The organism is Microbispora sp. NBRC 16548, from assembly GCF_030268985.1.
Classification (GTDB): Bacteria; Actinomycetota; Actinomycetes; order Streptosporangiales; family Streptosporangiaceae; genus Microbispora; species Microbispora catharanthi.
The window spans coordinates 310,616-332,980 of the sequence record NZ_BSSF01000004.1; the positions used below are offsets into that span (position 1 = coordinate 310,616).

Annotated in this window: 24 protein-coding genes; 8 read left to right on the top strand and 16 right to left on the bottom strand. The window is 72.3% G+C overall.

Annotation, left to right across the window (positions count from 1 at the left end; all coding sequences use genetic code 11):
• Nucleotides 1–56 precede the first annotated feature (56 nt).
• From QSK36_RS12590 to QSK36_RS12615, 6 genes are all read left to right on the top strand, one after another.
• A complete protein-coding gene (locus tag QSK36_RS12590) occupies nucleotides 57–1,625 on the top strand; it encodes an NAD(P)-binding domain-containing protein (protein WP_285782508.1) in 1,569 nt (522 codons plus the stop codon).
• On the top strand, nucleotides 1,622–2,674 hold the full coding sequence (locus QSK36_RS12595; RefSeq protein ID WP_221263838.1) for an alpha-hydroxy acid oxidase: 1,053 nt from the start codon (nucleotides 1,622–1,624) through the stop codon (nucleotides 2,672–2,674). Before QSK36_RS12590 ends, QSK36_RS12595 begins: the two co-directional genes overlap by 4 nt.
• Nucleotides 2,668–4,035 (top strand): cytochrome P450, encoded by a 1,368-nt coding sequence (locus tag QSK36_RS12600; protein ID WP_285782509.1) that lies wholly within the window; start codon nucleotides 2,668–2,670, stop codon nucleotides 4,033–4,035. The genes QSK36_RS12595 and QSK36_RS12600 overlap by 7 nt, the downstream gene beginning before the upstream one ends.
• A gap of 46 nt (nucleotides 4,036–4,081) precedes the next feature.
• Nucleotides 4,082–5,440 (top strand): cation:proton antiporter domain-containing protein, encoded by a 1,359-nt coding sequence (locus QSK36_RS12605; protein WP_285782510.1) that lies wholly within the window; start codon nucleotides 4,082–4,084, stop codon nucleotides 5,438–5,440.
• A gap of 102 nt (nucleotides 5,441–5,542) precedes the next feature.
• Nucleotides 5,543–6,232, top strand: a complete 690-nt coding sequence (locus tag QSK36_RS12610) for a response regulator transcription factor (protein ID WP_221263837.1) — start codon at nucleotides 5,543–5,545, stop codon at nucleotides 6,230–6,232.
• A complete protein-coding gene (locus QSK36_RS12615) occupies nucleotides 6,229–7,548 on the top strand; it encodes a sensor histidine kinase (protein WP_285782511.1) in 1,320 nt (439 codons plus the stop codon). The genes QSK36_RS12610 and QSK36_RS12615 overlap by 4 nt, the downstream gene beginning before the upstream one ends.
• A gap of 30 nt (nucleotides 7,549–7,578) precedes the next feature.
• Here the strand turns inward: QSK36_RS12615 and QSK36_RS12620 are convergent, their stop codons facing one another.
• Entirely contained in the window at nucleotides 7,579–7,845 is a 267-nt protein-coding gene (locus QSK36_RS12620) for a helix-turn-helix transcriptional regulator (protein ID WP_285782512.1), read from the bottom strand.
• A 249-nt stretch (nucleotides 7,846–8,094) separates the two neighbouring features.
• Between QSK36_RS12620 and QSK36_RS12625 the strand changes: the two genes are divergently transcribed.
• Together QSK36_RS12625 and QSK36_RS12630 are read left to right on the top strand one after the other, a co-directional pair.
• Nucleotides 8,095–8,262 (top strand): LxmA leader domain family RiPP, encoded by a 168-nt coding sequence (locus tag QSK36_RS12625; RefSeq protein WP_183537733.1) that lies wholly within the window; start codon nucleotides 8,095–8,097, stop codon nucleotides 8,260–8,262.
• Nucleotides 8,263–8,402: 140 nt separating this feature from the next.
• Nucleotides 8,403–8,648, top strand: a complete 246-nt coding sequence (locus QSK36_RS12630) for a hypothetical protein (RefSeq protein WP_183537732.1) — start codon at nucleotides 8,403–8,405, stop codon at nucleotides 8,646–8,648.
• Nucleotides 8,649–8,938: 290 nt separating this feature from the next.
• Here the strand turns inward: QSK36_RS12630 and QSK36_RS12635 are convergent, their stop codons facing one another.
• The 15 genes from QSK36_RS12635 to QSK36_RS12705 all read right to left on the bottom strand — a co-directional run bounded on the left by QSK36_RS12635 (nucleotide 8,939) and on the right by QSK36_RS12705 (nucleotide 22,359).
• Complete coding sequence (locus tag QSK36_RS12635; protein WP_285782513.1) at nucleotides 8,939–10,282, bottom strand: M16 family metallopeptidase; 1,344 nt, start codon at nucleotides 10,280–10,282, stop codon at nucleotides 8,939–8,941.
• A gap of 18 nt (nucleotides 10,283–10,300) precedes the next feature.
• Nucleotides 10,301–11,593, bottom strand: coding sequence for a M16 family metallopeptidase (locus QSK36_RS12640; protein WP_285782514.1), 1,293 nt, complete (start codon nucleotides 11,591–11,593; stop codon nucleotides 10,301–10,303).
• 123 nt (nucleotides 11,594–11,716) lie between these two features.
• Nucleotides 11,717–11,908, bottom strand: coding sequence for an LxmA leader domain family RiPP (locus tag QSK36_RS12645; RefSeq protein ID WP_183537729.1), 192 nt, complete (start codon nucleotides 11,906–11,908; stop codon nucleotides 11,717–11,719).
• Nucleotides 11,909–12,311: 403 nt separating this feature from the next.
• Nucleotides 12,312–14,078, bottom strand: a complete 1,767-nt coding sequence (locus QSK36_RS12650; protein WP_285782515.1) for an ABC transporter ATP-binding protein — start codon at nucleotides 14,076–14,078, stop codon at nucleotides 12,312–12,314.
• Nucleotides 14,079–14,177: 99 nt separating this feature from the next.
• Nucleotides 14,178–14,360: an LxmA leader domain family RiPP gene (locus tag QSK36_RS12655; RefSeq protein ID WP_183537727.1), complete on the bottom strand. Its 183-nt coding sequence runs from the start codon at nucleotides 14,358–14,360 to the stop codon at nucleotides 14,178–14,180.
• 143 nt (nucleotides 14,361–14,503) lie between these two features.
• On the bottom strand, nucleotides 14,504–15,454 hold the full coding sequence (locus QSK36_RS12660; protein ID WP_285782516.1) for a hypothetical protein: 951 nt from the start codon (nucleotides 15,452–15,454) through the stop codon (nucleotides 14,504–14,506).
• Nucleotides 15,451–16,110, bottom strand: coding sequence for a flavoprotein (locus QSK36_RS12665; RefSeq protein ID WP_285782517.1), 660 nt, complete (start codon nucleotides 16,108–16,110; stop codon nucleotides 15,451–15,453). The genes QSK36_RS12660 and QSK36_RS12665 overlap by 4 nt, the downstream gene beginning before the upstream one ends.
• Nucleotides 16,103–17,071, bottom strand: a complete 969-nt coding sequence (locus QSK36_RS12670; RefSeq protein ID WP_285782518.1) for an LLM class flavin-dependent oxidoreductase — start codon at nucleotides 17,069–17,071, stop codon at nucleotides 16,103–16,105. The genes QSK36_RS12665 and QSK36_RS12670 overlap by 8 nt, the downstream gene beginning before the upstream one ends.
• A 53-nt stretch (nucleotides 17,072–17,124) precedes the next feature.
• Nucleotides 17,125–17,964 (bottom strand): ABC transporter permease, encoded by an 840-nt coding sequence (locus QSK36_RS12675; RefSeq protein WP_285782519.1) that lies wholly within the window; start codon nucleotides 17,962–17,964, stop codon nucleotides 17,125–17,127.
• Nucleotides 17,961–18,842, bottom strand: a complete 882-nt coding sequence (locus QSK36_RS12680; protein ID WP_285782520.1) for an ABC transporter ATP-binding protein — start codon at nucleotides 18,840–18,842, stop codon at nucleotides 17,961–17,963. The genes QSK36_RS12675 and QSK36_RS12680 overlap by 4 nt, the downstream gene beginning before the upstream one ends.
• 5 nt (nucleotides 18,843–18,847) lie before the next feature.
• On the bottom strand, nucleotides 18,848–18,973 hold the full coding sequence (locus tag QSK36_RS12685; RefSeq protein WP_285782521.1) for a hypothetical protein: 126 nt from the start codon (nucleotides 18,971–18,973) through the stop codon (nucleotides 18,848–18,850).
• Nucleotides 18,970–19,290, bottom strand: a complete 321-nt coding sequence (locus QSK36_RS12690; protein ID WP_076436118.1) for a helix-turn-helix domain-containing protein — start codon at nucleotides 19,288–19,290, stop codon at nucleotides 18,970–18,972. The genes QSK36_RS12685 and QSK36_RS12690 overlap by 4 nt, the downstream gene beginning before the upstream one ends.
• A 23-nt stretch (nucleotides 19,291–19,313) precedes the next feature.
• Nucleotides 19,314–20,276 carry a T3SS effector HopA1 family protein gene (locus tag QSK36_RS12695; RefSeq protein ID WP_285782522.1) on the bottom strand — a complete coding sequence of 321 codons (963 nt, stop codon included), beginning with the start codon at nucleotides 20,274–20,276 and terminating at the stop codon, nucleotides 19,314–19,316.
• Nucleotides 20,273–21,376 carry a class V lanthionine synthetase subunit LxmK gene (gene lxmK, locus QSK36_RS12700; protein WP_183537722.1) on the bottom strand — a complete coding sequence of 368 codons (1,104 nt, stop codon included), beginning with the start codon at nucleotides 21,374–21,376 and terminating at the stop codon, nucleotides 20,273–20,275. Before lxmK ends, QSK36_RS12695 begins: the two co-directional genes overlap by 4 nt.
• A gap of 29 nt (nucleotides 21,377–21,405) precedes the next feature.
• Nucleotides 21,406–22,359 carry an NAD-dependent epimerase/dehydratase family protein gene (locus QSK36_RS12705; RefSeq protein ID WP_285782727.1) on the bottom strand — a complete coding sequence of 318 codons (954 nt, stop codon included), beginning with the start codon at nucleotides 22,357–22,359 and terminating at the stop codon, nucleotides 21,406–21,408.
• Nucleotides 22,360–22,365 lie beyond the last annotated feature (6 nt).

Sequence of the window (22,365 nt, forward strand, 5' to 3'; positions counted from 1 at the left end):
GAGAATCGCCCGCCAACACTGGTGAAACTTCAACCACCCCAGTGAGGGAGGCGTCAGTGCCGGACAACATCCTGGACTACCTGGTGGTCGGCGCCGGACCGGCGGGCCTGCAGATGGGTCACTTCCTGCACCGGGCGGGGCGCGGCTACCGGATTCTCGAGGCGGCGCCCGAGCCCGGGGCGTTCTTCCGGACCTTCCCCCGCCATCGGAAGCTCATCTCCATCAACAAGAAGCACACCGGGTGGGACGACCCGGAGCTCAACCTCCGGATGGACTGGAACTCGCTGCTGTCGGACGACCCCCGTCTCCTGTTCACCCGCTACAGCGACCGTTACTTCCCCGCCGCCGAGGACTTCGTCCGCTACCTGGAGGACTTCGTCGCCTCTCAGGGCCTGCACGTCACGTACGACGCGCGCGTTGCCGAGGTCGCGCGCCCGGACGCCGAAGGCCCGTTCTTGGTGACCGACGAGTACGGCCGGACGTACCGGGCACGGCGGGTGATCGTCGCGACGGGGGTCTCCCGGCCCAACGTCCCGCCCATCCCCGGCATCGAGACCGCCGAGCAGTACAGCACCCACTCGACCGACCCCGCGGACTACACGGACATGCGGGTGCTCGTCATCGGCAAGGCCAACTCGGCCTTCGAGACCGCCGACAACCTCCTCGAGACGGCCGCGGTCGTCCACGTGGCCGGACCGCACTCGGTGCGCCTGGCCTGGCGGACCCACTTCGTCGGGCACCTGCGCGCGGCCAACAACAACTTCCTCGACACCTATCAGCTCAAGTTGCAGAACGCCGTGCTGGACGGCGACATCAGGCGCATCGAGCGCCGGGCCGACGGCTCCTATCTGGTGACGGTGGCCTTCGTCCGGGCCGACGAGGTGACCAAGGACATCCCGTACGACCGGGTGATCGTCTGCACCGGGTTCCGGTTCGACGCCTCCGTCTTCTCGCCCGAGTGCCGTCCCGAGCTGACGATCGGGGACAGGTTCCCCGCGCTGACCCCGGCCTACGAGTCGGTCAACGTGCCCGATCTCCACTGCGCCGGGACGATCACCCAGTCGCTCGACTTCAAGCGCGGCACCAACGGGTTCATCCACGGTTTCCGCTATGGCGTGCGCGCCCTGCACCGCATGCTGGAGAACAGGCATCACGGGGTCCCCTGGCCGGGCCGCGACCTCCCCGCCGATCCGGACGCGCTCGCGGCGGCCGTGCTCGAACGGGTCAACCGCAGCTCGGCGCTGTGGCAGCAGTTCGGGGTGCTGGCCGACATGATCGTCCCGGACGGGCGCGGCGGCATGCGCTACCTGGAGGAGCTGCCGCTCGACCTGCAGGGCCCGCCGATCGGCGACGGGGGCCACTTCGCGATCACCCTGGAGTACGGCCCGCACCACGACCAGGTCGACCCCTTCGACATCGCGGTGGGGCGGATCAGGCAGAGCGACGCGGAGCGTGCGCACGAGGGCCACTACCTCCACCCGGTCGTACGCCGCTATCGGGGTGACGTGGTGGAGGCCGTCCACCACGTCACCGAGAACCTGGAGAACGACTGGACCTCGGAAGAGGTGCACCTGCGCCCGCTCCGGGACTTCTTCCAGCGCCAGAGCCTCCCGGTCTCGGTGTGACGGCCGTGCTGCCGGCCATCCGGGACTTCGAGGCGGCGGCTCGCGACCGGCTGGACCCCGCCCACTACGACTACTTCGCGGGCGGGGCCGGCGACGAGGTCACGGTGAAGGCCAACGAGGCGGCGTTCGCCCGGCTCGCGCTGCTGCCGCGGGTCCTGCGCGGCGCGGGGAGCCCGCGGATCGGGGTCACCCTGCTGGGCAGCCGCGCGGCGATGCCGGTGCTGGTGGCGCCGACCGCGTTCCACCGGCTCGCCGACCCGGAAGGGGAGAAGGCCACGGCCCGCGCGGCGGCCGCCGCGGAGACCATCATGATCGTGAGCATGGCCGCCACGGTCGCCGTCGAGGACGTCGCGGCCGCGGCGCCGGGCGCCACCCTGTGGTTCCAGCTCTACGTCCAGCCGGACATGGCCTTCACCGAGGCGATCGTCCGGCGTGCCGAGAAGGCCGGCTGCGCGGCGCTGGTCGTCACCGTCGACTCCCCCGCCCGGGGTCGCCGGGACCAGGACGTGCGCAACGGCTTCGAGGACCTCCCCGGGGGCATGCGCTGCGAGAACCTGCGCGACGGCGACCCCGAGTCGGTGCGGCCGATCGTCATGTCGCCCGCGATCTCCTGGGAGCACGTCGACCTGCTGAGGCGGATGACGCGGCTGCCGATCGTGCTCAAGGGCGTCACGCATCCCGCCGACGCGCGCCTCGCCCTGGACCACGGCGTGTCGGCGCTGTACGTCTCCAACCACGGCGGACGGCAGCTCGACACCGTTCCGGCCACCGTCGATCTGCTGCCGGAGATCGTGGCCGCCGTCGGCGGGGCCGTACCGGTGCTGATGGACGGAGGGATCCGGCGCGGCACCGACGTGGTCAAGGCGATGGCGCTGGGCGCGTCCGCCGTCGCGGTCGGCCGTCCGGTGATCTGGGGCCTGGCGGCGGGCGGTGAGTGCGGCGTGGCCCGCGTGCTCGGGCTGCTGCGGGACGAAGTCGAGCAGGCGCTCACCCTGTGCGGCCTCGCCTCGCCGCACGACCTGGAGCCGGGGCTGGTGCGCCGATGCTGACGGCGGTGTGGGTGGCGCTGTGGGTGGCTGGGGCCATCGTCGTGATCAGCCTGCCCCGGTGGCTCCCCGGGCGCGTCGTCGTGCTGCGCGGGTGGGTGTTCACGAGGATCAACGGCGAGGAGAGCATCGCCGTGCCGGGTGACCTGGTCGGGGTGGACCGGTTCAGGGAGGTCTACTCCCACCCGGCGGCCTCCGGCCGGAGCAAGGGCGCCGTCCTGTCCGACCTGTTCTGGTACTGGCTGTCGCCGGGGCCCGAGATGCACCAGGAGCACCTGGAGGCGGGGGAGCGGTACGACGCCGTCGCCCTGGCCACCCGCCGCATCCTGTCCCAGCCGCGGGGGGAGGTGGAGGAGCTCACCCGCCGGTGCGTCGGCCGGACGCTGGAGGGCAGGCGCGGGGTGGTCCGGCTGCGCGACCTGATGATGCCGGCCTGGGCCGAGTTCTCCTACGAGCTCGTCTTCCGCGAGCCCTGCCCGCCGCACGCCCGCGACCTCATCGTCGGCAACGCGGACGACGTCGTGACCGCGCTCAAGTGCTGCGGCCTGCGGCACATGGACCGGCGCGACCGGCTGACCGCCTACCTCGTCGAGTCGCTGCCCAGGGTGCGAGAGGACGCGGGGCACGAGCTCCCGGCGGGCCTGACGGCCCGGGAGCAGGCGCTGTATCTCCAGGGCGCCTTCTTCAACACCGCGGTCGTGCAGATGTCGGAGGCCACGGCCCATGTGCTGATGGCTCTCGCCCGGCACCCGGACGTACAGGACAGGGCGCGTGCCGGAGACGACCGCTTCCTCGACCAGGTGATCGCGGAGACGCTGCGGCTCTACCCGCTCTTCGGCATCGCCCACCGCGTCACCACGGGCGACATCCCGGTGGCCGAGGGCGTCGTCATCCCGGCCGGCTCGGTGCTGTGCTTCGACTACCCCGCCTTCCACCGCGCGGGCTTCCCCGATCCCGAGCGCTTCGATCCCGGACGCTTCGCCCCCGGGCACGCCCCGGTCAGGGAGCTCAACCACATCCCGTTTGGCATGCCGGCGAACCGGCCCTGCCCGGCGTGGCGGCTCGCGCCGCTCGCCATGTGGGTCGCGGTGCGGGAGGTCCTGCGTTCGTACGAGCTCGTCTCCACCGCCGCGCACACCCGGTCGCTGCCCAACCGGGGACCGTGCCTCCTCACCCCGCTGAACGCGCGGCGCGGGCGGGGACGCCGCCTGACGCTGCTGTTCATGCGGCTCAGGGACGGCTGGGAGGACGTCTGGCGCAGCCTGGTGCAGCTCGTCCTCGGCACGTACATGGTCTGGGACGCGCGCCGGCTGCGGCTGTGCGAGCGCCACTTCTCCGGCGACGCCCGTTCCGCAAGCACGTAGACCACCAGCCGATCTCAGGTCCCGACCACGAGCGGAGGCGCAAGCCATGCCCGTTCCGGCCCTTCTCCCCGCCCTTCTCCTCACAGAGGCGCCCGCCGCCGATCCCAACCTCGAACTGGCCCTCAGAGTGCTGCCGGCCCTGGCCGTCATCCTGCTGGCCGCGGCGCTGTGCGGCCGTCTGGCCACTCTGGTGATGCAGCCGCGCGTCGTCGGCGAGATGGTCGCCGGCGTCCTGCTCGGGCCGACGCTGCTCGGCGCGGTGTTCCCCGATGCCCAGGCGGCCCTGTTCCCCGCCCAGGTCAGGCCGGTCCTGTACGTGCTCAGCACCCTCGGCCTGACGTTGTACATGTTCCTGGTCGGAGCCGGGATGGACCACGACGCCCGGGCGCCGGGCGAGCTGCGCAAGGCGAGCGTGCTGGCCGCGTCGGGGATCATCTCCCCGCTGGTCCTCGGCGGCGCCGCCGGGCTCGTCCTGTGGGAGCGGCTCTCCCGCCCGGACGTCGGCCGGCTGGAGTTCGCCCTGTTCCTCGGGGGAGCGCTGTCGCTGACCGCGTTCCCCATGCTCGCCAGGATCCTTTACGAGCGCGGGCTGCAGAACACCCGCGTCGGCCGGATCGCCCTGCTGGCCGCCTCTATCGACGACGCCGTGGCCTGGTGCCTGCTCGCGGCGCTGTCGGCGGTGCACCTGGGCGGCGGTCCCGGTGACACGCTGCGCACCATTGCCCTGGCGGCGGTGTTCGCGGCGGTGATGCTCGGGGTGGTGGCTCCGCTGCTGCGCCCCCTGGGCCGCCGCGTCGCGCGTACCGGGCACCTCGGCACCGGCGCCGTGTACGTGATCGTGCTGGTGCCGCTCGCGGCGGGGTGGTTCACCGACGCGATCGGCGTCTATTCGGTGTTCGGCGGCTTCGTCGCCGGGCTGGCCATGCCGCGCGAGCCGGCGTTCCGCGCCGCTCTGCACGGCCGGATGATGGATGTCGTATCGACCCTGCTGCTGCCCGTCTTCTTCGCGTTCTCGGGGTTGAACACCCATCTCGGCGGCATCGCCGGGGGTTTCGCGCTCCTGGCGTTCGCGCTGATCCTGATCCTGGCCTTCTCCGGGAAGTACTTCGGCTGCTCGCTGGCGACGCGGGCGCTGGGATTCGGCTGGCGCGAATCCTGGGCCATGGGCGCGATGATGAACGCCCGCGGACTGATGATCCTCATCTTCATCAACATCGGCCTGGCGCAGGGCATGATCACGCAGGAGCTCTTCGCGATGCTCGTCCTCGTGGCCGTGCTCACCACCGCGGCAGCCCTGCCGCTGTACAAACTGGCGCTGCCCGAGCGCCACGAGCCGGCCGACGCGGGAAGAGCGGGGAGTGCGGCCCCGGTGGGTGCGGCGGCGGGAGAAACCGGTTTCATCTAATTTCATGGGTGAGTTCGGACATTCGCAGAACATGGGGGGAGGTTCCCGGGGGCGGCATTCCGAACTCTGGAAATTTCCCGATTGCGGTGCCACGGTTGTCCGGTGGCACGGATATCGGGGACATCCGAACCGCGCTCCTTGCGCCTGCTGCTCGTGGAGGACGACCGCGAGCTGGGAGACATGCTGGTCGAGGTGTTCGGCGACCAGGGATACACGGTCGACCTGGCGCTGGAGGGCCAGCGGGGCCTGCATCTGGCGCTGAGCCGCGGCTACGACGCGATGATCATCGATCGCGGGCTGCCCGTGGTCGACGGGCTCGATCTGCTGCGGCGGCTGCGCCGGCAGGCGGTCACCGTGCCGGTGCTGATGCTCACCGCCTTCGGCGCCCTCGCCGACCGGGTCACCGGACTCGACGCGGGCGCCGAGGACTACCTGGTCAAGCCGTTCGAGATCGACGAACTGCTGGCCAGGGTGCGCGCCCTGCATCGCAGAAATCTGGAACAGGCCGCGCTGCTGCCGCTCGGCGCCGGCTGGCTCGACTCCGCGTCCAGCACCGTACGGCTGCCGTCCGGCGAGCAGGTGACGCTGTCCGGCCAGGAGTGCCGGCTGCTGCACGCGCTGGCGGCCCGTCCCCGGCAGGTGCACACGCGCACCTCGCTGCGGCAGCGGATCTTCGACGGCGCCAGGACCGAGTCGATCGTGGACACCTACGTCTACTACCTGCGCAACAAGCTGGGGCCCGGCGTCGTCCGTACCGTGCGGGGCGTGGGGTACCGCCTGGGCGAGCTGTGACGGCCAGACGGTCCTTCGACCCGGAGCGGCGCCTGCTGATCCGGACTCGCCGCCGGATCACCGCGCAGGTGGCGGCCGTGTTCTCGCTGGCGATCGCCCTCCTGGGCACGCTGGTCTACTGCGTCGTGGTCGGCGAGCAGGATGCCACCGCCCGGCGCGACCTGGCAGTGGCCGCGATGTCGGCCCCGATGGACCACCCGCCGCCCTGCGTATGGCTGTTCGAACTCCGGGCGAACACCGTGCGGAGCTCCCCGGGGGCGCCGGAGAGCCTGCCGGTGCGCGAGACGCTCGACCGGGTCGCCGCCGACGGCCGCACCCGGGTCGACGTCGCGGAGGTCGGCGGCCATACCTACCTGGTCCGTACGCAGCGGCGCGGCGACGTGCCCCTGCAGGCGGTGAGGGACATGTACTACCCCGTCACCGAGCGGCAGCGGCTGCTGCGCACGCTCTGCGCGGCCGAGGCCGCGGCCCTGCTGGCGGCGTTGCTGATCGGCCAGGTCCTCGCCCGCCGGGCGATCGCGCCGCTGGGCGAGGCCCTCGACCGGCAGCGCCGGTTCACCGCCGACGTCAGCCACGAACTGCGCAGCCCGCTGACCCGTCTGCACGTCCGCGCGCAGCTCGCCGCCCGGCGCCTGCGCCGGGACCCCGATCCTCTTGTCGTCGTGGGCGACGTCGACCGGCTGGTCACCGGCATCGGGCAACTGGGCGAGGTGATCGAGGACCTGTTGCTGTCGACCCAGCTCAGGCAGCGCCGCCGGCCGTTCGGGCCCGCGGACCTGGCCGCGTTGGCGGAGGAGTCGGCCGACGCCGAGGCGGCCCGCGCCGGGCAGCGCGGGGTGACGATCGACCTGCGGCGAAGTCCGGGTGACCATGTGGTGTGCGGAGCGCCGTCCGCGCTGCGCCGGGTGATCTCGGCGCTCCTCGACAACGCGCTCCGCCACACCTCGGCGGGCGGCCACATCTGGGTGACCGTGTGTTCGGGTCCGGAGACGGTTCGGCTCAGTGTGCGGGACGACGGCGTGGGGCTGGACCCGCGTGACGGCGAGCGCCTGCTCGCCAGACATGTCGGCGCGCCCCACACCGGAGGTCTCGGCATCGGCCTGGCTCTCGTGAGCGAGGTGATGGACGCGCACGGCGGCACGATCGACGTCGACGGGCGGCCGGGAGCCGGAGCCACCTTCACCATCTCTCTCCCCCGGGCGGCGCCGGACCCCGCTCCGCGCCTGTCCCGGATCTTCCTGCCCCAGCAGGCGCGCAGTGAGACGAACAGAACGCCTGAGGCGACCGCCTCCGGCCCCGGCGACGCCTCGCTGTAGTCCTCCGGGGAGGGCGCGGCGGTTGCGGGCTCACGCCTCTCGTACGCCCCCGGCGGCCGGTCGGCCGCGCCGCGTCCCGGAGGGAACCGGTTCGGCCGCGAGGGAGAACAGCTCCTCGACCGGAACGCCGAAGATCTTCGCCATCCGCCTGGCCAGGGCCAGGCTCGGCAGGCGTTCCCCGCGTTCGATGTAGCCGATCGTCTGCCAGTGCACTCCCAGGGCCTCGGCGAGTTCCCGCCGGGACACCCCTCGTGTCGTGCGCAGCGTGCGCAGCGCCGACCGAACAATATCCGTCACACATCAGAGCTAGCATGCGGCGCGACTTTCCGTCGCGATTCGCCGGCGCATTTGTTTTTTATTGTCGCCCGGGTGTGCACGGGTCCGTCCCGGTGACCTGCGGACATCTTTCCATTCGTCGTCCCGGGTCCGTCCCGGCGGCAAACAATGGAATTTCTTGCCTCGCCCGCATGTGCTTAACTCTTAATTGCGAGCCGATCCGGTCGGCCCGCTCGAAACGGACCCGCACAATAGTCTTCCGGAGGAGCCATGGACACCACCGAGCAGCTGATCGCCGGATACACCGCCTACACCGACGCGGAGGAGATCGGCGCTCCGGTCGAGGGCGAGGCCCCGGCGACCACCCCGACAATCTCGACGGCCGTCTGCGCCTCCGCGGTGAGCCTCACGGTCGCCACCTGGTACTACGGCTGCTGACGGCGGTCGGCGCCACGCTTCGCCGGCCCCTCGCGCGCGTGCGGTCCGAGCCTTTGGCTCCGGGCCGCACGCGCGCTTTTCTGTTTTCTGCAATAAATTACTCCATTGCCTTTCGTGATTGTCGAGGATATGATCGGAATATGGATTCCATTGAGCAGAGAGTAGCCCAACTCGAAAATCAGGTCGCGTTCCTCCAGCTGTATCTGGGCATCGACCCGGCAATCGCCGGCGACGGCGGGTCGGTGCTGCCACCCGAATTTCACGCGGCCCTGCAGCGCGGTAAGAGCATCGAGGCCATCAGGATCTACCGGAAGGTCACGGGTGCCTCCCTCGTCACCGCGAAGGACGCGGTGGAGGCCATGATGCGCAAGGCCGGCAACCACTAGTCGCGAGCGGTGTCGTGCTCGATCCGAGCACGACGGCGCCGTTTTCCGTGTCCGTGACGCGGTCGTCCGATGGTGTCGTCGTCCCGGGTCGCGCCCTGTGCCTGGGCGGCGCTCCTGTGCCCGGGCGGTGCGCCTGTGCCCGGGCGGGCGCTGCCGGGCCGGCTGATCGGGATCTCCGCCGGGCAGTGAGAAGGCCCCTCCTCCCGGTTCGGCTCCGGTGCAGGAGCCGCTGACGTTCCGGGAGGAGGGGCCGTTTCCTTGGTGAACCGCCCCGGTCTGGTAGCCCCGCGCTACCAGGTCAGGTCGGCGGGTGTGAGGATGTCCGCGAGACGGGCGGCGTCGCCCGTGATCACACCGGTGAAGCGCGAGGGGGCGTAGAACTCCTCGATGGCGGCGCGCACCTCGGTGTGGCGCAGCCGGCGCAGTTCCTCCGGCTGGGAGACCAGCCAGTGCGGCTCGTGGCCGAAGCCCACGGCGTTGGAAAGCGCGGTGGCCAGTGCGGACTGTGACCCCAGGCCGACGGCCGTCATGCCGAGCAGGTACCGCCGGGCCGACTCGATCTCCTCCTCCGACGCACCGCCGCCGGTCAGGTCGTCGAGTTCGGAGCGGATCAGCCGCACCGCCCTCGCGGTGGCATCCGTGGCGGTGTCGACGTCGATGACCACGGACGAGTCGTCGAACACGTCGTCGAGACCCGCGTCCACGCGATAGGCGAGACCCTCTTCCTCCCGCAGCCTGCTGACGAGGCGGGAGGAGAAGTAGCCGCCCACCACCATCGTGGCCACGTTCAACGCGGCGAAGCGGGGGTCGGTACGCGGCGGCGCCGGCGCGGCCAGGACGACCTGCGACTGAACGGCGCCGGGCCGGTCGACCAGCGCGATGCCGCTTCCGATCAGCGGCGGCCGGTAGGACGACCGGACCGCGGTCCCGGACGAACGCCAACCACGGGTGACCGCCTCCAGATGGTGCACCACGGCATGCGGATCGATGTCGCCGACCAGCACCAGCAGCGCGCCCCGGGGCCGGAGCACCTGCCGGTGCAGTGCCAGCACCTGCTCTGCCGTGATCCCGGACACCGCACGCTCGTCCGGGGTGAGCCGCAGCGCCGGCAGGGCGCCGTGCCGGTGGACGCGCAGCGCCTCGCGGGCGAGGACGCGCGGCTGGGCCCGGGTCACCCTGATCTTCTCGACGAGTCTCCGCCGGGCGACAGCGAGGTCGGCGTCATCGTGGGAGGGGCTGACCAACGCCTCCATGAGCACGTCCAGCACCATGTGCAGCCCGGCGGCGGTGGTGGACCCGTAGACGCCCAGCCAGCGTTCGTCGGTGGCGCAGTGCAGGCTCGCCCCCGCCCTGCCCATTGCGTCGTCGATCGCCTCCGGGGTGCGGCCCGCCGTACGGCGGAGCAGAAGCGAGCACAGGATCTGGGCCGCGGCGTTCAGGCCGGGCTCGGGCGCGGGGAGGGGAAGGCGTACGCGCACCTCCACCAGGGGCACCGAAGGCGAGCGTACGGCGAGGACGCGCAGTCCGTTGGACAGGACCGCGTCGACCGTCTCCGGCATCCGAAACGGCCGCTCCGGGCCGAAAGCAGGCAGGAGGCGGGCCGGTGCGGGCCGCGTGGCGGTGGCGGTGACCATGGGAGTTCTCCTTGGGGATCAGGCGGCGTTCGCACGGGACCCGGCGGGGACCAGGGGCAGGACGGCACGGGCGTCGCGGAGCAGCGCTCCGGCCGCGCGCCCGACCTGCTCGGCGTTCACGGCGGTCAGCAGCGCGGGCAACTCGTCCACGAGCTCCGCGGCGCCGTGCAGCACCTCGAACGCGCCCAGGGCGCGGGTCCTGGCGGCCAGCCCGTCGTACGTCCGGTAGGTGCCGGCGGACATACGAGCCGTGGCCTGGGCCAGCTCGGCCTCCTGCGGACCCCGGCGGGCCAGGTCGTCCAGCTCCTCGTCCAGCGCGCCCAGGATCTGCTCCGGCCGGGTCGCGGGGGAGTGTGTGGCGACCATCAGGAACACGTCGGGATCACGGGCTTCGAACGCGCCGAAGAGTCCGCATCCGGTGCGCACGTCCACGACGAGCTGGTCCCGGTGGACCATCCGGCGGGTGAGCCTGCCGTTGTCGCTGCCGGTCAGGATCGAGCTCAGCACCATGTGCGCCAGGTAGTCGCGCCGGGCCGCGGCGGGATCCGGGAGCCGGTGGCCGGCCGCCAGCGCGGGAAGCGGCGCGTGGGCGTCGTGGTGTTCGCCCCAGCGCTCCCGTGTGAGAGGGGGCTCGGCCAGCGTGGGCCGCGGTGGCGCCGGCCGGGCCGGAACGTCGCCGAACCAGCGCTCCACCATCTCGGCCGCGGTTTGCGGCTCGAACCCGCCGGCGATCGTCAGCACGGCGTTGCCGGGGCCGTAGTAGGTGTCGAAGAACGCCTCGCACTCGGCGAGCGTCGCCGATTCGAGGTCCTCGAAGTCGCCGTAACCGTTGTGCGCGTTGGCGTACGAGCTGAACAGCACGCCCGGCAGTACCGTCCAGGGGTAGCCGCCGTACGGCCGGTTGGTGACGTTGAGCCGGATCTCCTCCTTGACCACGTCGACCTGGGTCAGGAGGTTCTCCGCGGTGGTGTCGGGGCCGAGCATCCGGTCGGCCTCGAGGTAGAGGACCAGCTCCAGCGCCGAGGACGGCACCACCTGGTAGTAGTCGGTGTAGTCCTGGTGGGTCGAGCCGTTCGCCGAGCCGCCGGCCGCCTGGATCCGGCGGAAGTGCTCGAGCTTACGGACGTTTCGGCTGCCCTGGAACATCAGGTGCTCGAAAAGGTGCGCGAATCCGGTGCGGTCGGCCGGTTCCGAGCGGAACCCCACGTTGTAGTGCACGCTCACACCCACGGTCGGAAGATCGGGGATGGGCTGAAGGATCACGCGCAGGCCGTTGGAAAGAGTCAGGCGGTGGAGCGGGGTTGCGGACACTCGCGCTTCTCCCATAGAGGTCGGGCGGGTGGACGGTTCTGGGGGCCCGGGGCGTTCGGGCCCGGGCGGGCGCCGGGGGGACCGGGGTGCCCGCCGCAAGGCGGGCACCCGTGAGGAGCGTCCTCAGCAGCCGATCTTGACGGTGCCGGTGACGATGGACCCGATGGTCGCGCCGCAGGCCAGCGACGAGGCGCCGATGAAGGACAGGATGGTCGGCGTGGTGGCGGGGGCGTCGGCCGCCGTGGAGACCCCGACCTCCTCGGCGCTGGTGTAGGCGGTGTAGCCGGAGATGAGCTCGTCGGCGAGGTTGTTCATTTCTCCTCCTGTGGATTTGAATCCGTCGGCGCGTTTTCGCGCTGATTCATTTGTAGCAGGACCGACTGGAGAAAAGTTATCGTTGCTTTCGTTCCCGGATGCGTTCACCTGGGCCGCCGCCCGGCATAAAAAAATAACTCTCCCCGCGGCGGGGAGAGAAAGATTGGTGGAGAAAACAGAAACAGGGCGCGGCCCCGTGAGGGGCCGCGCCCTGTTTCACTTCGGCGCGTCCGGCGGCGGGTGGCCGGCCGCGGGAAAAGCGGTCAGCGACGGGGGCCGCGGCGGCGTCGCCGGCGGCGCTCCAGATCGGCGATGACCGCGACGATCACGATGAGCACCAACCCGCTGACGAGAGGTTGCATGAATTGCCTCCACATTGAGGGGACGGGTCGCGACCACGGTCCTACACCGTCGCGCCCACCGGCTGGAGATCGTGCCACTGCTGGCTGTGCACGAGCTGACGGTAGTGCTCGCACCGGGACATGAGGTCGGAGTGGGCCCCCGCGTCCACCACTGTGCCGCCGTCCATGACGACGACCTGATCGGCCTGCTGGATCGTGGACAGGCGATGGGCGACGACGACCACCGCGCGCTCGCGGGCGAGGCGGTCGATGACGTCGCGGAGCCGCAGCTCGTTGACGCCGTCGAGTTGCGAGGTGGGTTCGTCCAGCAGGATGACCGCGGCGTCGCTCAGCAGAGCGCGTGCCAGGGCGAGCCGCTGGCGTTGCCCGCCGGACAGGTCGACGCCGCGGCCGATGACCGTGTCCAGCCCGTCCGGCAGATCGAGCACGACCTGCCGTAGGTCGACCGATTCCAGGGTCGCCATGATGATCTCGTCGTCGGCGGGGGAGGCCGCGCCGAGCAGCAGGTTGTCGCGGACGCTGCCTTCGACGAGGGTGAAGCTCTGGTCCACGTAGGCCAGGTTGCCGCGCAGCCGGCGCAGCGGCCAGTCCTCGATCGGGCTGCCGAGGACGCGGACGGCGCCCCTGTCGGCGTGGTTGAACCGTTCGACGAGCCCGAGCACTGTCGACTTGCCCGCCCCGGAATGGCCGACCAGCGCGGTCACGCCGCGGGACGGCGCGGAGAAGGTGACCCCGTTCAGGGCCGGATGGCCGTCGTACGCGAAGCCGACGTCGGCGAACTCGACGGCCGGGGCGTGGGCCGGGGAGAAGGGCGGCGCGACCACTTCGTCGTCGCGCTCCTGGGGGATGTTCAGCAGGTCCTCGAAGCGGGACCGGGCGGCCAGGCCGACCTGCAGCCGGCTCATCCCGGTCACGACCGTGGTGACCGGCCCGATCAGCTGGAGCAGATACAGCAGGAACGCCACGAAACCGGACATGGACAGAGCACCGGCGCCCATCCGGGCGCCGCCCGCGATGACGATGCTGACCAGGGCGATCTCCTGCCCCAGCCCGAGCACCGGCATCACCAGTGACTGCAGACGGGCCGCCGACAGCGTCTTGCGGGTCAACGCCCCCGCGTCCTCGGCGAGCGACGCGGCGGTGGCCGCCTCGGCGCAGTACGCCTTGATCGTCGGGAGCGAGGTGAGAGCGGTGGTGAAACGCTGGGCCAGCTGCCCGGTCGCCTCCTGGACCTGCACGAAGCCGCGCCGGCTGCGGACCATGACGACCCCGATGGCGACCGCGGCGACCGCGAAGGACGCGATCGTGATGAGCACCATGACCCAGTCGATCAGCGCCATCACGACCAGGCTGAACAGGACCGTGATGCCCGCGACCGGAAGCTGCACCACGCCGACGTCGACGACGGAGCGCAGCAGCACGGCGTCGGAGGTGATCCGGGCGACGAGGTTGCCCGGCCCCTGCTCGCCGACCGTGCGCATGGGCAGCCGCAGCGCGTGCTCCATCGCCTCGGAGCGCAGCCCGAGCACCAGCCGTTCGCCGAGGCGGGTCAGGCCGTACGCCGAAGCGGCGCCGGCGAACGCGCCGCCGATGGAGACGGCCGAGGTCGCCGCCAGCAGGCCACCGATCGGTGCGTGCCCGGTCAGGGCCTCGACGAGCTCCTTGACCAGGAGCGGGACCGAGAGCGTGGCCGCGGTCGAGGCGAGTGCGAGGAGTACGGCCAGGGCGACGGCCAGGCCGTTGCCGCTGACCAGGTCGGCGCCGAGGCGCAGGCGCCGTACGTGAGCGGGGGGAGGTTGGCGTGTCATCACGGTGTCCCGGGTTCCCTTCAGTGGATGCGGCGGGGCGGGAGTCGGAGGCGATCCCCCGGTCCCGGGCGCGAGCGCCCGGGACCGGAAGGGGAGCGATCAGCAGCCGCCGGCGAACGTGGCGCTGGCGAAGCCGATGGAGAACATCACGCACTCGACCGAGGAGACGGTGGTGACGGTGGCCGGCGTCGTGCCGGGCGCCTCGGCCGACACGCTCACGCCGAACTCCTCGGCGTCGGTGTAGGCGGCGTAACCGTTGATCAGCAGCTCGGTGTCGCTCATTTTTCTCTCCTTCAGAAGTGGGCTTCCGGCTCTTGGCTGTTTTCTGCCGGACAGGAATATTGCAGCATGGCCGGGAGGGGTCGTGAGAGCCATTTGTTGTGAGCTTTCGGCCGGTGACCGGCACTTCTGCGGAGAAAATAAAATTAATTGTCTCCGGGTCCGCTTTCCAAAAGTTGGCGGTGGTCGGCCGGAACGGCCGGTCCGCCCTGTTCGTCGATGAGCCGGACGAGGTGGTCGGCGTAGGTCGTGAGTTCGTCCGCCCAGCCGACGTAGGCGGCGAAGTCGTGCGCGTGGGTGAACACGCGCACGGCGGCGACACGGCCGAGGAGCCCGGCGTCGAGCGGAGCGTCGTATCCGCACAGGAGCGCGGCCGACGCCGCGCCGGCCTGCTCGGACAGCCTCTTCAGCCCGGGCACGGTCTCGCCGATCAGGCGCAGTTCCAGGAGCTCGCCCAGCAGCCAGCCGACGTCGGACTCGGCCGGTCCGCGCGCCAGCTCCTCACCGGCAAGCAGGGCCGCGTTCCCGGTGACCGGGCCGACGACGATGCAGCCGAGGCTCGGCGCGCCGTGCAGGAACCGCGTGGCGCCCGGATGCGGCTCACACCAGCTCAGCGCGCGTTCCCAGCGCCGGGAGCCGAGCCGCAGGCGGGCCGTCTCGTGGAATCTGCCCGCGCCCCCGGGACCCCGTCCCGACCTGAGCCACCGGGCGAGGCGGGACGGTCCCGGCGGCGGCTCGGCCGCCAACTCCCCGGACACCCCGATGTGGACGGCGCGCAGGGCCCTGCCGGTGTTGCACAGCACCCGCCGGAGCCGTTCCCACTCGGGGTCGCCACTCGTCCCGAGGGCGAGGTTGGCCGCTGACGTCTCCCCCGGCGCCCGGTAGCGGCGGATCTCCCCGCTCTCCTCCGGGAGCCGCCAGACGACCGGACCGGTGGGCACCGCCGCGACCGCCTTACTCACCCGGGGTGACACGGGGTGAAAGGGCCGGCCGCGCTGCGGGCCGGGGCGGCGGACCCACAGGTGCGCGTCGCCGTGCCGGTAGATCTCGGTGCGCAGGAACCCCGTCCCGAAGCGGCTGACCAGCTGCGGGGTCACGTCGCCCGCCCCACCGGCTCGCGGCGCGGCGCGTCGTACGCCTCCTCGCGTACGGGGGCGAGCGTCGTGCGGAGCCGTTCGAGCGCCGCGACCACCGCGGGCAGGGGCATGGCCACCGCCGCGTCCGGGCCGCCGGTCGTGACGCTGTACCCGGCCATCGGCGGCACCACCACGATGTTGCGGCGCTCGCCGAGCGCGTCGCGGTGGCGGCGGTAGGGGACCGACGTGACGGCCCCGGGCGGCAGGGCCGGCGCGACCGCGATCGGCGCCTTCGTGCACTGCAACGCGAGGAGCACGGGGGTGTCGGCGATGCCCAGGGCCAGCCGGGAGACGAAGTGCATGCTCGCGGGGTGGACGACGACCGCGTCCGCCCACTGGGCGAGCTCGACGTGGGGCGCGCCCGGCTCGGCGTGGTCGGGCCACACGTCGAGCTCCACCTCCCGGCCCGACAGGGCGGCTATCGCACCCCGCGCGACGAACCGCTCGGCCGCCCGGGTGATGACCGGGCGGACCCGCGTCGCCGGGTAGGCCGCCTGCACCCAGTTGAGCCAGTACGGCATGAAGGCCACGCCGAGGGATCCGGTGCCGATGTAGAGCAGCCTGCGCGCCCCGAAGTCGGGCGGGCGCGGGGTGAGGGCGTCGTCCGGCTCAGTCACGGCCGGCCTCGGCGTCAAGGATCTCCAGCACGTCACGGAGCGCGGCCTGCGGACCCTCGGTGACCAGCACCCCCGCGGGGTTGAGCACGACCTCGTCGACGCCGCAGTCGCGGTAGCGTTGCAGCCCCTCGACGATCTGCTCCGGGCTGCCCGTCACGAACGTGCCGCTGTCCAGCAGCGCCGCGGCGCCCCTGTCCGGATCGGTCACGTCCGCGTCCAGGCCCGCGCGGCGCAGCATGTCGGTGTAGTGCCGGCCGCTCAGATGCGCTCCGGCGCCGGCGCGGACGGTCCCCAGCAGGTCGCGGCCGGGCCGGGCCACCGCGACGTGGACGACGGTGGCGATCCGGGGCGGAGTGCGCCCCTGGTCTTTGGCACCGGCCTCGATCGCCGGGACGATCTGCTCGCGGATGTAGGACGACGGCGTCATCCAGGTGATGGCGACGTCGGCGACCCGGCCGGCGAGCTCGGCCATCCGCGGGCGCAGCACCCCCAGGCCGACCTCGATCGGCGCCGTGTCGATCGGGTACAGGGCGCCGCCGTGCAGCGTGTGGTACTCCCCGTCGTGCTCGACCATCTCGCCGTCGAGCAGGCGGCGCACGATGGTGACGTACTCGTGCATGGCGGTCAGCGGGCTCCGGTACGGCTCGCGCATCACGGCGGCCTGGAACTCCGGGGCGCCGGGTCCGAAGCCGGCCACGACGGGCGCGCCGGAGATCGCGGCCACGGACCGGGCGTGGATCGCGGCCTCGAAGGGGTGGCGCAGCGGCGTCAGCGTGACGCCGGTGCCGACCGCGAGGCCCGGCACGCGTTCGACCAGCGACACCAGCAACTGGTGGGTGTCGATGCGCAGGGACTGGCCGGTCCACAGACGGCCGCCCCGGTCCCGTACGAGCCGGCCGTACGGGACCATCGCCGTCACGGTGTGCGGCTGCAGGGGATAGACGACGGAGGTCGGTTTCAACGATCGGACAGACGCCTCAGCGGACATCGGGGGAACCTCCTCAAGGGGCGGGGTCAGGCGGGTGCGGCCGCGCGGCGCTCGGCCAGGCGGCTGCCGGACTCGCGGCGGGTCATCCGCCGCAGCACGCGGGGAGCGAGGGCGAAGCCCGCCACGGCCCAGGCGGCGGTGACGCCCAGGGTCTGCAGGTGCTGCCAGCTGTGCCCGGTCTCGGCGGCCAGCGCGGAGTCGGGAAGCAGGGCGGAGCGCACGCCCTGGGCGATCCACTTGGGCGGGAACAGCTGGGAGATCGTCTGCACCGCCTCGGGCAACGAGGTGATGGAGAAGAAGATCCCGGAGATGGCCATCACGCCGAGGACCGGCATCATGGACCACGCCAGCGCCTCCCGGGCGTTGGGCAGCACGGCCCCAAGCGCCGCCCCGATCGGCGCCATCGCGAGCAGCCCGAGCGGCAGCACCCACAGCAGGGTCAGCCAGTCCCCGAGGCCGGCCGGGAGGCCGGAGCCGGCGAACACCGCGCCGCCGGCCAGCACGAGCGCGATGCCGATCAGCGCCTGCGCGAGCAGCAGGCACGTCTTGCCGACCAGGTAGGCGGTCATGCCCTCGGGCGCCGTGCGCTGCCGCAGCAGGGTGCCCTCCTCCCGCTCGGTGGCCAGCATCTGCGGCAGCGCGATCAGGCAGGTCTGCACCACCACCGCCGCCACGCCGCCCGCGATGAAGACGTCGGCCATCGGCAGGGCGCTGCCGGGGATCGCGTCGTTGTTGACCATCGCCAGGACGACGAAGGCGAAAGGCGTGCTGAGCTGGGAGACAACCTCGCGCGGGGTGCGCAGCAGATGCGAGATCTCCCGTCGGCCGCGGCCGAGACCGCAGGCGAAGGCACGGCTGATGGTCACTGGGTCTCTCCTTCACGGATCATGCGGATGTAGATGTCCTCGAGCGTGGGGCGGTGGACCTCCAGCCCGGGGATCGGCCCGCCGAGCCGCTGTTGCAGGTCCCACACGAGCTGGGACGGGTCGGGGGTGATCTGCCTGCGGGTCTGGCCGTCGTCGGTCCAGACGACCTCCGCCTGCGCCCTGGCGCTCACCGCCAGCTCGGCGGCGGTGCCGCAGGCGGCCACCCGGCCGGCGATCAGTACGGCGATGCGGTCGGCCAGGCGCTCGGCCTCGTGCAGGTCGTGGGTGGTGAGCACCATGGTCATGCCCTCGTCGCGGAGTTGCTCGACCAGGTCGTGGAACTCACGGCGGGCGACGGGGTCGAATCCCGTGGTGGGCTCGTCGAGGAAGAGCAGCCGGGGATTGCCGATGATGCCCAGAGCCACGTCCACGCGGCGGCGCTGGCCGCCGGACAGCTTCTGGCATTCCTGGCCGGCCTGCTCGCCGAGGCCCAGCCGCTCCAGCAGCTCGTCCACGTCGCGCGGGTGGTCGTAGTAGGTCGCGAAGTGTTCGAGCAGCTCGCGCACCCGCCATCGGGGGTGGTCGCGCCAGGACTGCAGGATTATGCCCAGCTCGCCGCGCCAGGCGGGGCCGGCCCTGTCGGGGTCCACTCCGAGGACGCTCACCTCGCCCCCGGAGCGGCGCCGGAACCCCTCCAGGATCTCGATGGTGGTGCTCTTGCCGGCTCCGTTCGGACCCAGCAGGGCGAAGACCTCGCCGCGCCGTACGGTGAGATCGACGCCGCGCAGCACGTCGCGGTCGCCGTACCGCATGCGGAGGTCGCTGACCGCGATGGCCGTCGCGCTGTCCTCGGCGGCCTTGGTGGGGGTCGGAAGCATGATGGTCACGGTGCCTGCCTTGTGATGTCGGGGACGTCGGTCGGCCGCCGCCAGCGGGTGTAGGTGCGGCGGGGGATGCCGAGGATGGCGCAGAACCTCGAGATGGAGACCCGCAGGTCGAGCCGGATCACCTCGAGGTCCGGGTAGGGACCCGGCGGACGTGGCCGATCTTCCGCCAGGTGTTGAGCTCCAGGTAGACCTCGCCGAGGACCGTCTTGAGCCGTTTGACCTCGGCCGCGAGATCCGCCTCGCGTTCGGAGGCGCGGTTGGCCAGGGCCCCTTCCAGGCCGCTGCGGCCGCCCTCGATGAACTGCTTGCGCCAGTTGAGAATGGACTGCTCGGACACCTCGGCCCGCCGGGCGGCCTCGGCGACCGTGTGCTTCCCGGACAGGACCGCCAGCACGATGGCGAGCTTGTCGTCGGCCGGCAGGGCGGGGGGACGGGGCATGACGACCTCCTCTTCGATCGGGGTCACAGATCGAACTGGGGGAGACGGGGCGAGACGAGGTCGCGTGCGGGCCGCGCCGGGTCGATGCCGGCCTCGGTGAACGCCTCGGCGAGCGCGATCTCCAGGGGGGCCTCGGCGCCGCCGCGGGCGTGGGCGAGCAGCGCCTCGGCGACCGCCGTCGCCCGGTGCTCGCCGAAACTCAGCCGGCTCATGCCCGGGCGGCGGTCCTGCGGATCCCAGGCGAGCCCCACGCCGGGCGCCAGGCGGTGCACGAAGGCCGAGGTCTCCTCGCCGACGCCGGCGAGCCCGCGGACCGCCGCCTGCACGTCGCCGGCCAGGTGCCACGTACGCGGGCCGAGGTAGACGACCAGGGCGTCCCGCCGGGGGAACAGCCGGGCACTGGAGCTGATCTTGGCGCGGTAGGGCAGGCCGGAGGACTCCAGCCGCTCGAGCGTCGCCCGCCACACGTCCGGGGCGGCCGAGGGCTCGGTGATGTGGACGTACACCCGCAGGACGGGACCCTCGACGATCCCGCCCTCCGAGCCGTCCACCAGGAAGAAGCCCGGCGACAGCGCCGGACGCAGCGCGGGCACGCGCAGCGGCAGCCGCCCGTCCGGGGACGGGGCGCTGTGCTGCTCGGCGGGCATCCGCACCCTGAGCCCGTCGACGAGCGCGACGAACGCGTCCCCCTCGGGCGGGCTGACCAGGCGGCCGAGGACCGTGGTCGTACGATGCGGGGTCGCGGCGGCCAGCCGCTCCTCGAAGTCCGGCTCCCGCAGCGTGCGGGGCGGATGACCGTCGCGGGCCGGCCGCCCGGCGTGCACGCTGTCGTAGAGCGCGGCGCACAGCTTGTGCCGCAGGGAGTCGTCGGAGCCGGCCTCGAGTTCGCGATCGCCGACGGTGGCGCGCAGCCCGTCGGGAGCGACGTGGACGTCGTCGAGGGCGCGCAGCAGCGGCAGGGGTACGCGGAGGGCGACTGTGCTCACAGGGTCTCTCCCAATCCGAGGGTGGTGACGAACCTTTCCGGCTCCAGGAGCGCGTTCCTGCCGATCCCTGCGGCGGCCCGGTCGACGGCGCCGAGGCGGGCGTTCTGCGCGGCCCGGGCCAGGCCCCGGTCGAGCAGGTGCCATCCGGCGAAGCGGACGGCCCGGGCGGCGAGGTCGTCGTCGATGTCCGGGCACGCCTCCCGGTAGGCGCGCCAGAACGCGTGGATGTTGGGCCGCAGCCGGTCGAGTTCGCGTACGCCGCGGGCCAGGACCTCGGCGTGGGTGAGCTCCCCGCCCTCCTCCGCGGCGCCGGGAATGCCGAGGATGGCGCGGTAGAGCCACTCTCCGGCGAAGCCGCCGACGTCCCTGGCCGGGTCGGCCAGGCGGAACTCCTCCCAGTCGGTCAGGTGCAGCAGGCCGTCGCCGATGAGGAACTGGTCCAGCCGGAGATCGCAGTGGCACAGCCGCCGGGGGGCCGCGGCCTCGGCCCGGCGCAGGTCCCGCAGAGCGTCGGCCAGGGCGGTGTCGGACTGCAGGATGCCCCACAGCTCCACCTCCGCCCCGCTGAGCGCCTGGAACATCGGCAGCGGGACGACGTCCAGGTTGGACAGCACGGGCAGCGGCGGCGGCGAGCCGTCCATCGTCACCGGCGAGAGCTCCGGGCGGCAGGCGTGCAGCGTGCCCACCATGCGGCCGGCCTGGTGGCACGGTTCCTCGCCGAAGTCGCCCTCGGCGGCCAGTTCCGCACCGCTGGAGACCCCGGTCAGCAACTCGAAGACGACCAGCCGGGAGGCGATGTCGTAACCCAGGAGCCGCGGGCCGCGTACGTCCGCGAGCTCGGGCCGGGTGGCCAGGAGGTCGAAGGCGACGATGCGGCGGAACCGGCGCAGGCCCTCGCCCGAGCCGTCGCCGACCCGCTTCACGAAGACCCGCGCGCCGCCGCGGGTGGTGCCCGCCCAGTTGTCGTTCCTGCCGATGTGGGCCGTCAGGTCGGAGCCGTCGAAGGCGCCGAGGCCGAGCCGCTCCAGGAGCGCGCCCACTTCCGGTACGGCGTCGAGCGCCGGCGGATCGAAGCGGTGGAGGGTGGATGTGCCGGTCACGTGGTCACCTTTCGTTCTCTGGGGAGCCGTCACGCCACAGCCGAGTGGCGTTCGGCGGCGAGATCGGCGTGCAGGGAGCACAGCGACAGGCCCTGGGTCAGCAGCGTGGTGGCGTAGAAGCCCAGCTCCTCCGCCGCCTTCTCGATACACGGGACCTGGGCGGCGACCTGGCCGGGCCGGAGGTGACGGGGCCGAAGGACGATGCCGCCGCGGCCGCCGGTCACCGAGAGGACCTGCCGGGCCAGGTCGCGCAGGCTGAAGATCTCCGGCGAGGCCAGGTTGTAGACGGTGTACGGCTCCCGCCCGCGGTCGTCGCGGCACAGCGCGGCCACGATGCCCCGCGCGACGTCGTCCACGTAGGTGAACGCGCGAAGCTGCGTGCCGTCGCCCGGCACCGCCAGGGGCAGGCCGAGCCTGGCGTCGTGCAGGAACCGTCCGATCAGTGAGCCGGTCGGCTGGCCCGCCCCGTAGGTGCCGAAGGGGCGCAGGACCGTGGCCGAGCGGCCCTCCGTCTCCGCGAACTCGCGGACGAGGCTCTCGCTCCTGATCTGGAGGCGGGCCAGCGGGGAATGCGCGACGACCGGGTCGTCCTCGGTCAGCGCCCGGCGCGCGCCCTCGCCGTACACCTCCCCGGAGGAGCAGTAGAGGAGGTGCGGGACGGCCTGCGCGGCGGCGGCGGCCACGAACGCCGTCATCGCGACACCCTCCCCGTCCGGGCTTCTACGGGGGTGGACACGCCGCGTCCGCGCACCCAGGTGAACCGCGGCGCCGGCCCCCCGCATGAGCAGGTCGAGCGCCTGGGGGTCGGCGGGTGAGCCCTGGACATGCTCCAGGTCGAGACCGGCGACCGGGGCCGGCGGACGGACGTCCAGCACGCGCACGGTGGCGCCGGGCCGCCGGGCGGCGATCTGCCCGAGGACCGCCTCGCCCAGGTATCCGCCCGCGCCCGCCAACGCGACCGGCCGGTGGAAATCACCAAACATCACTTT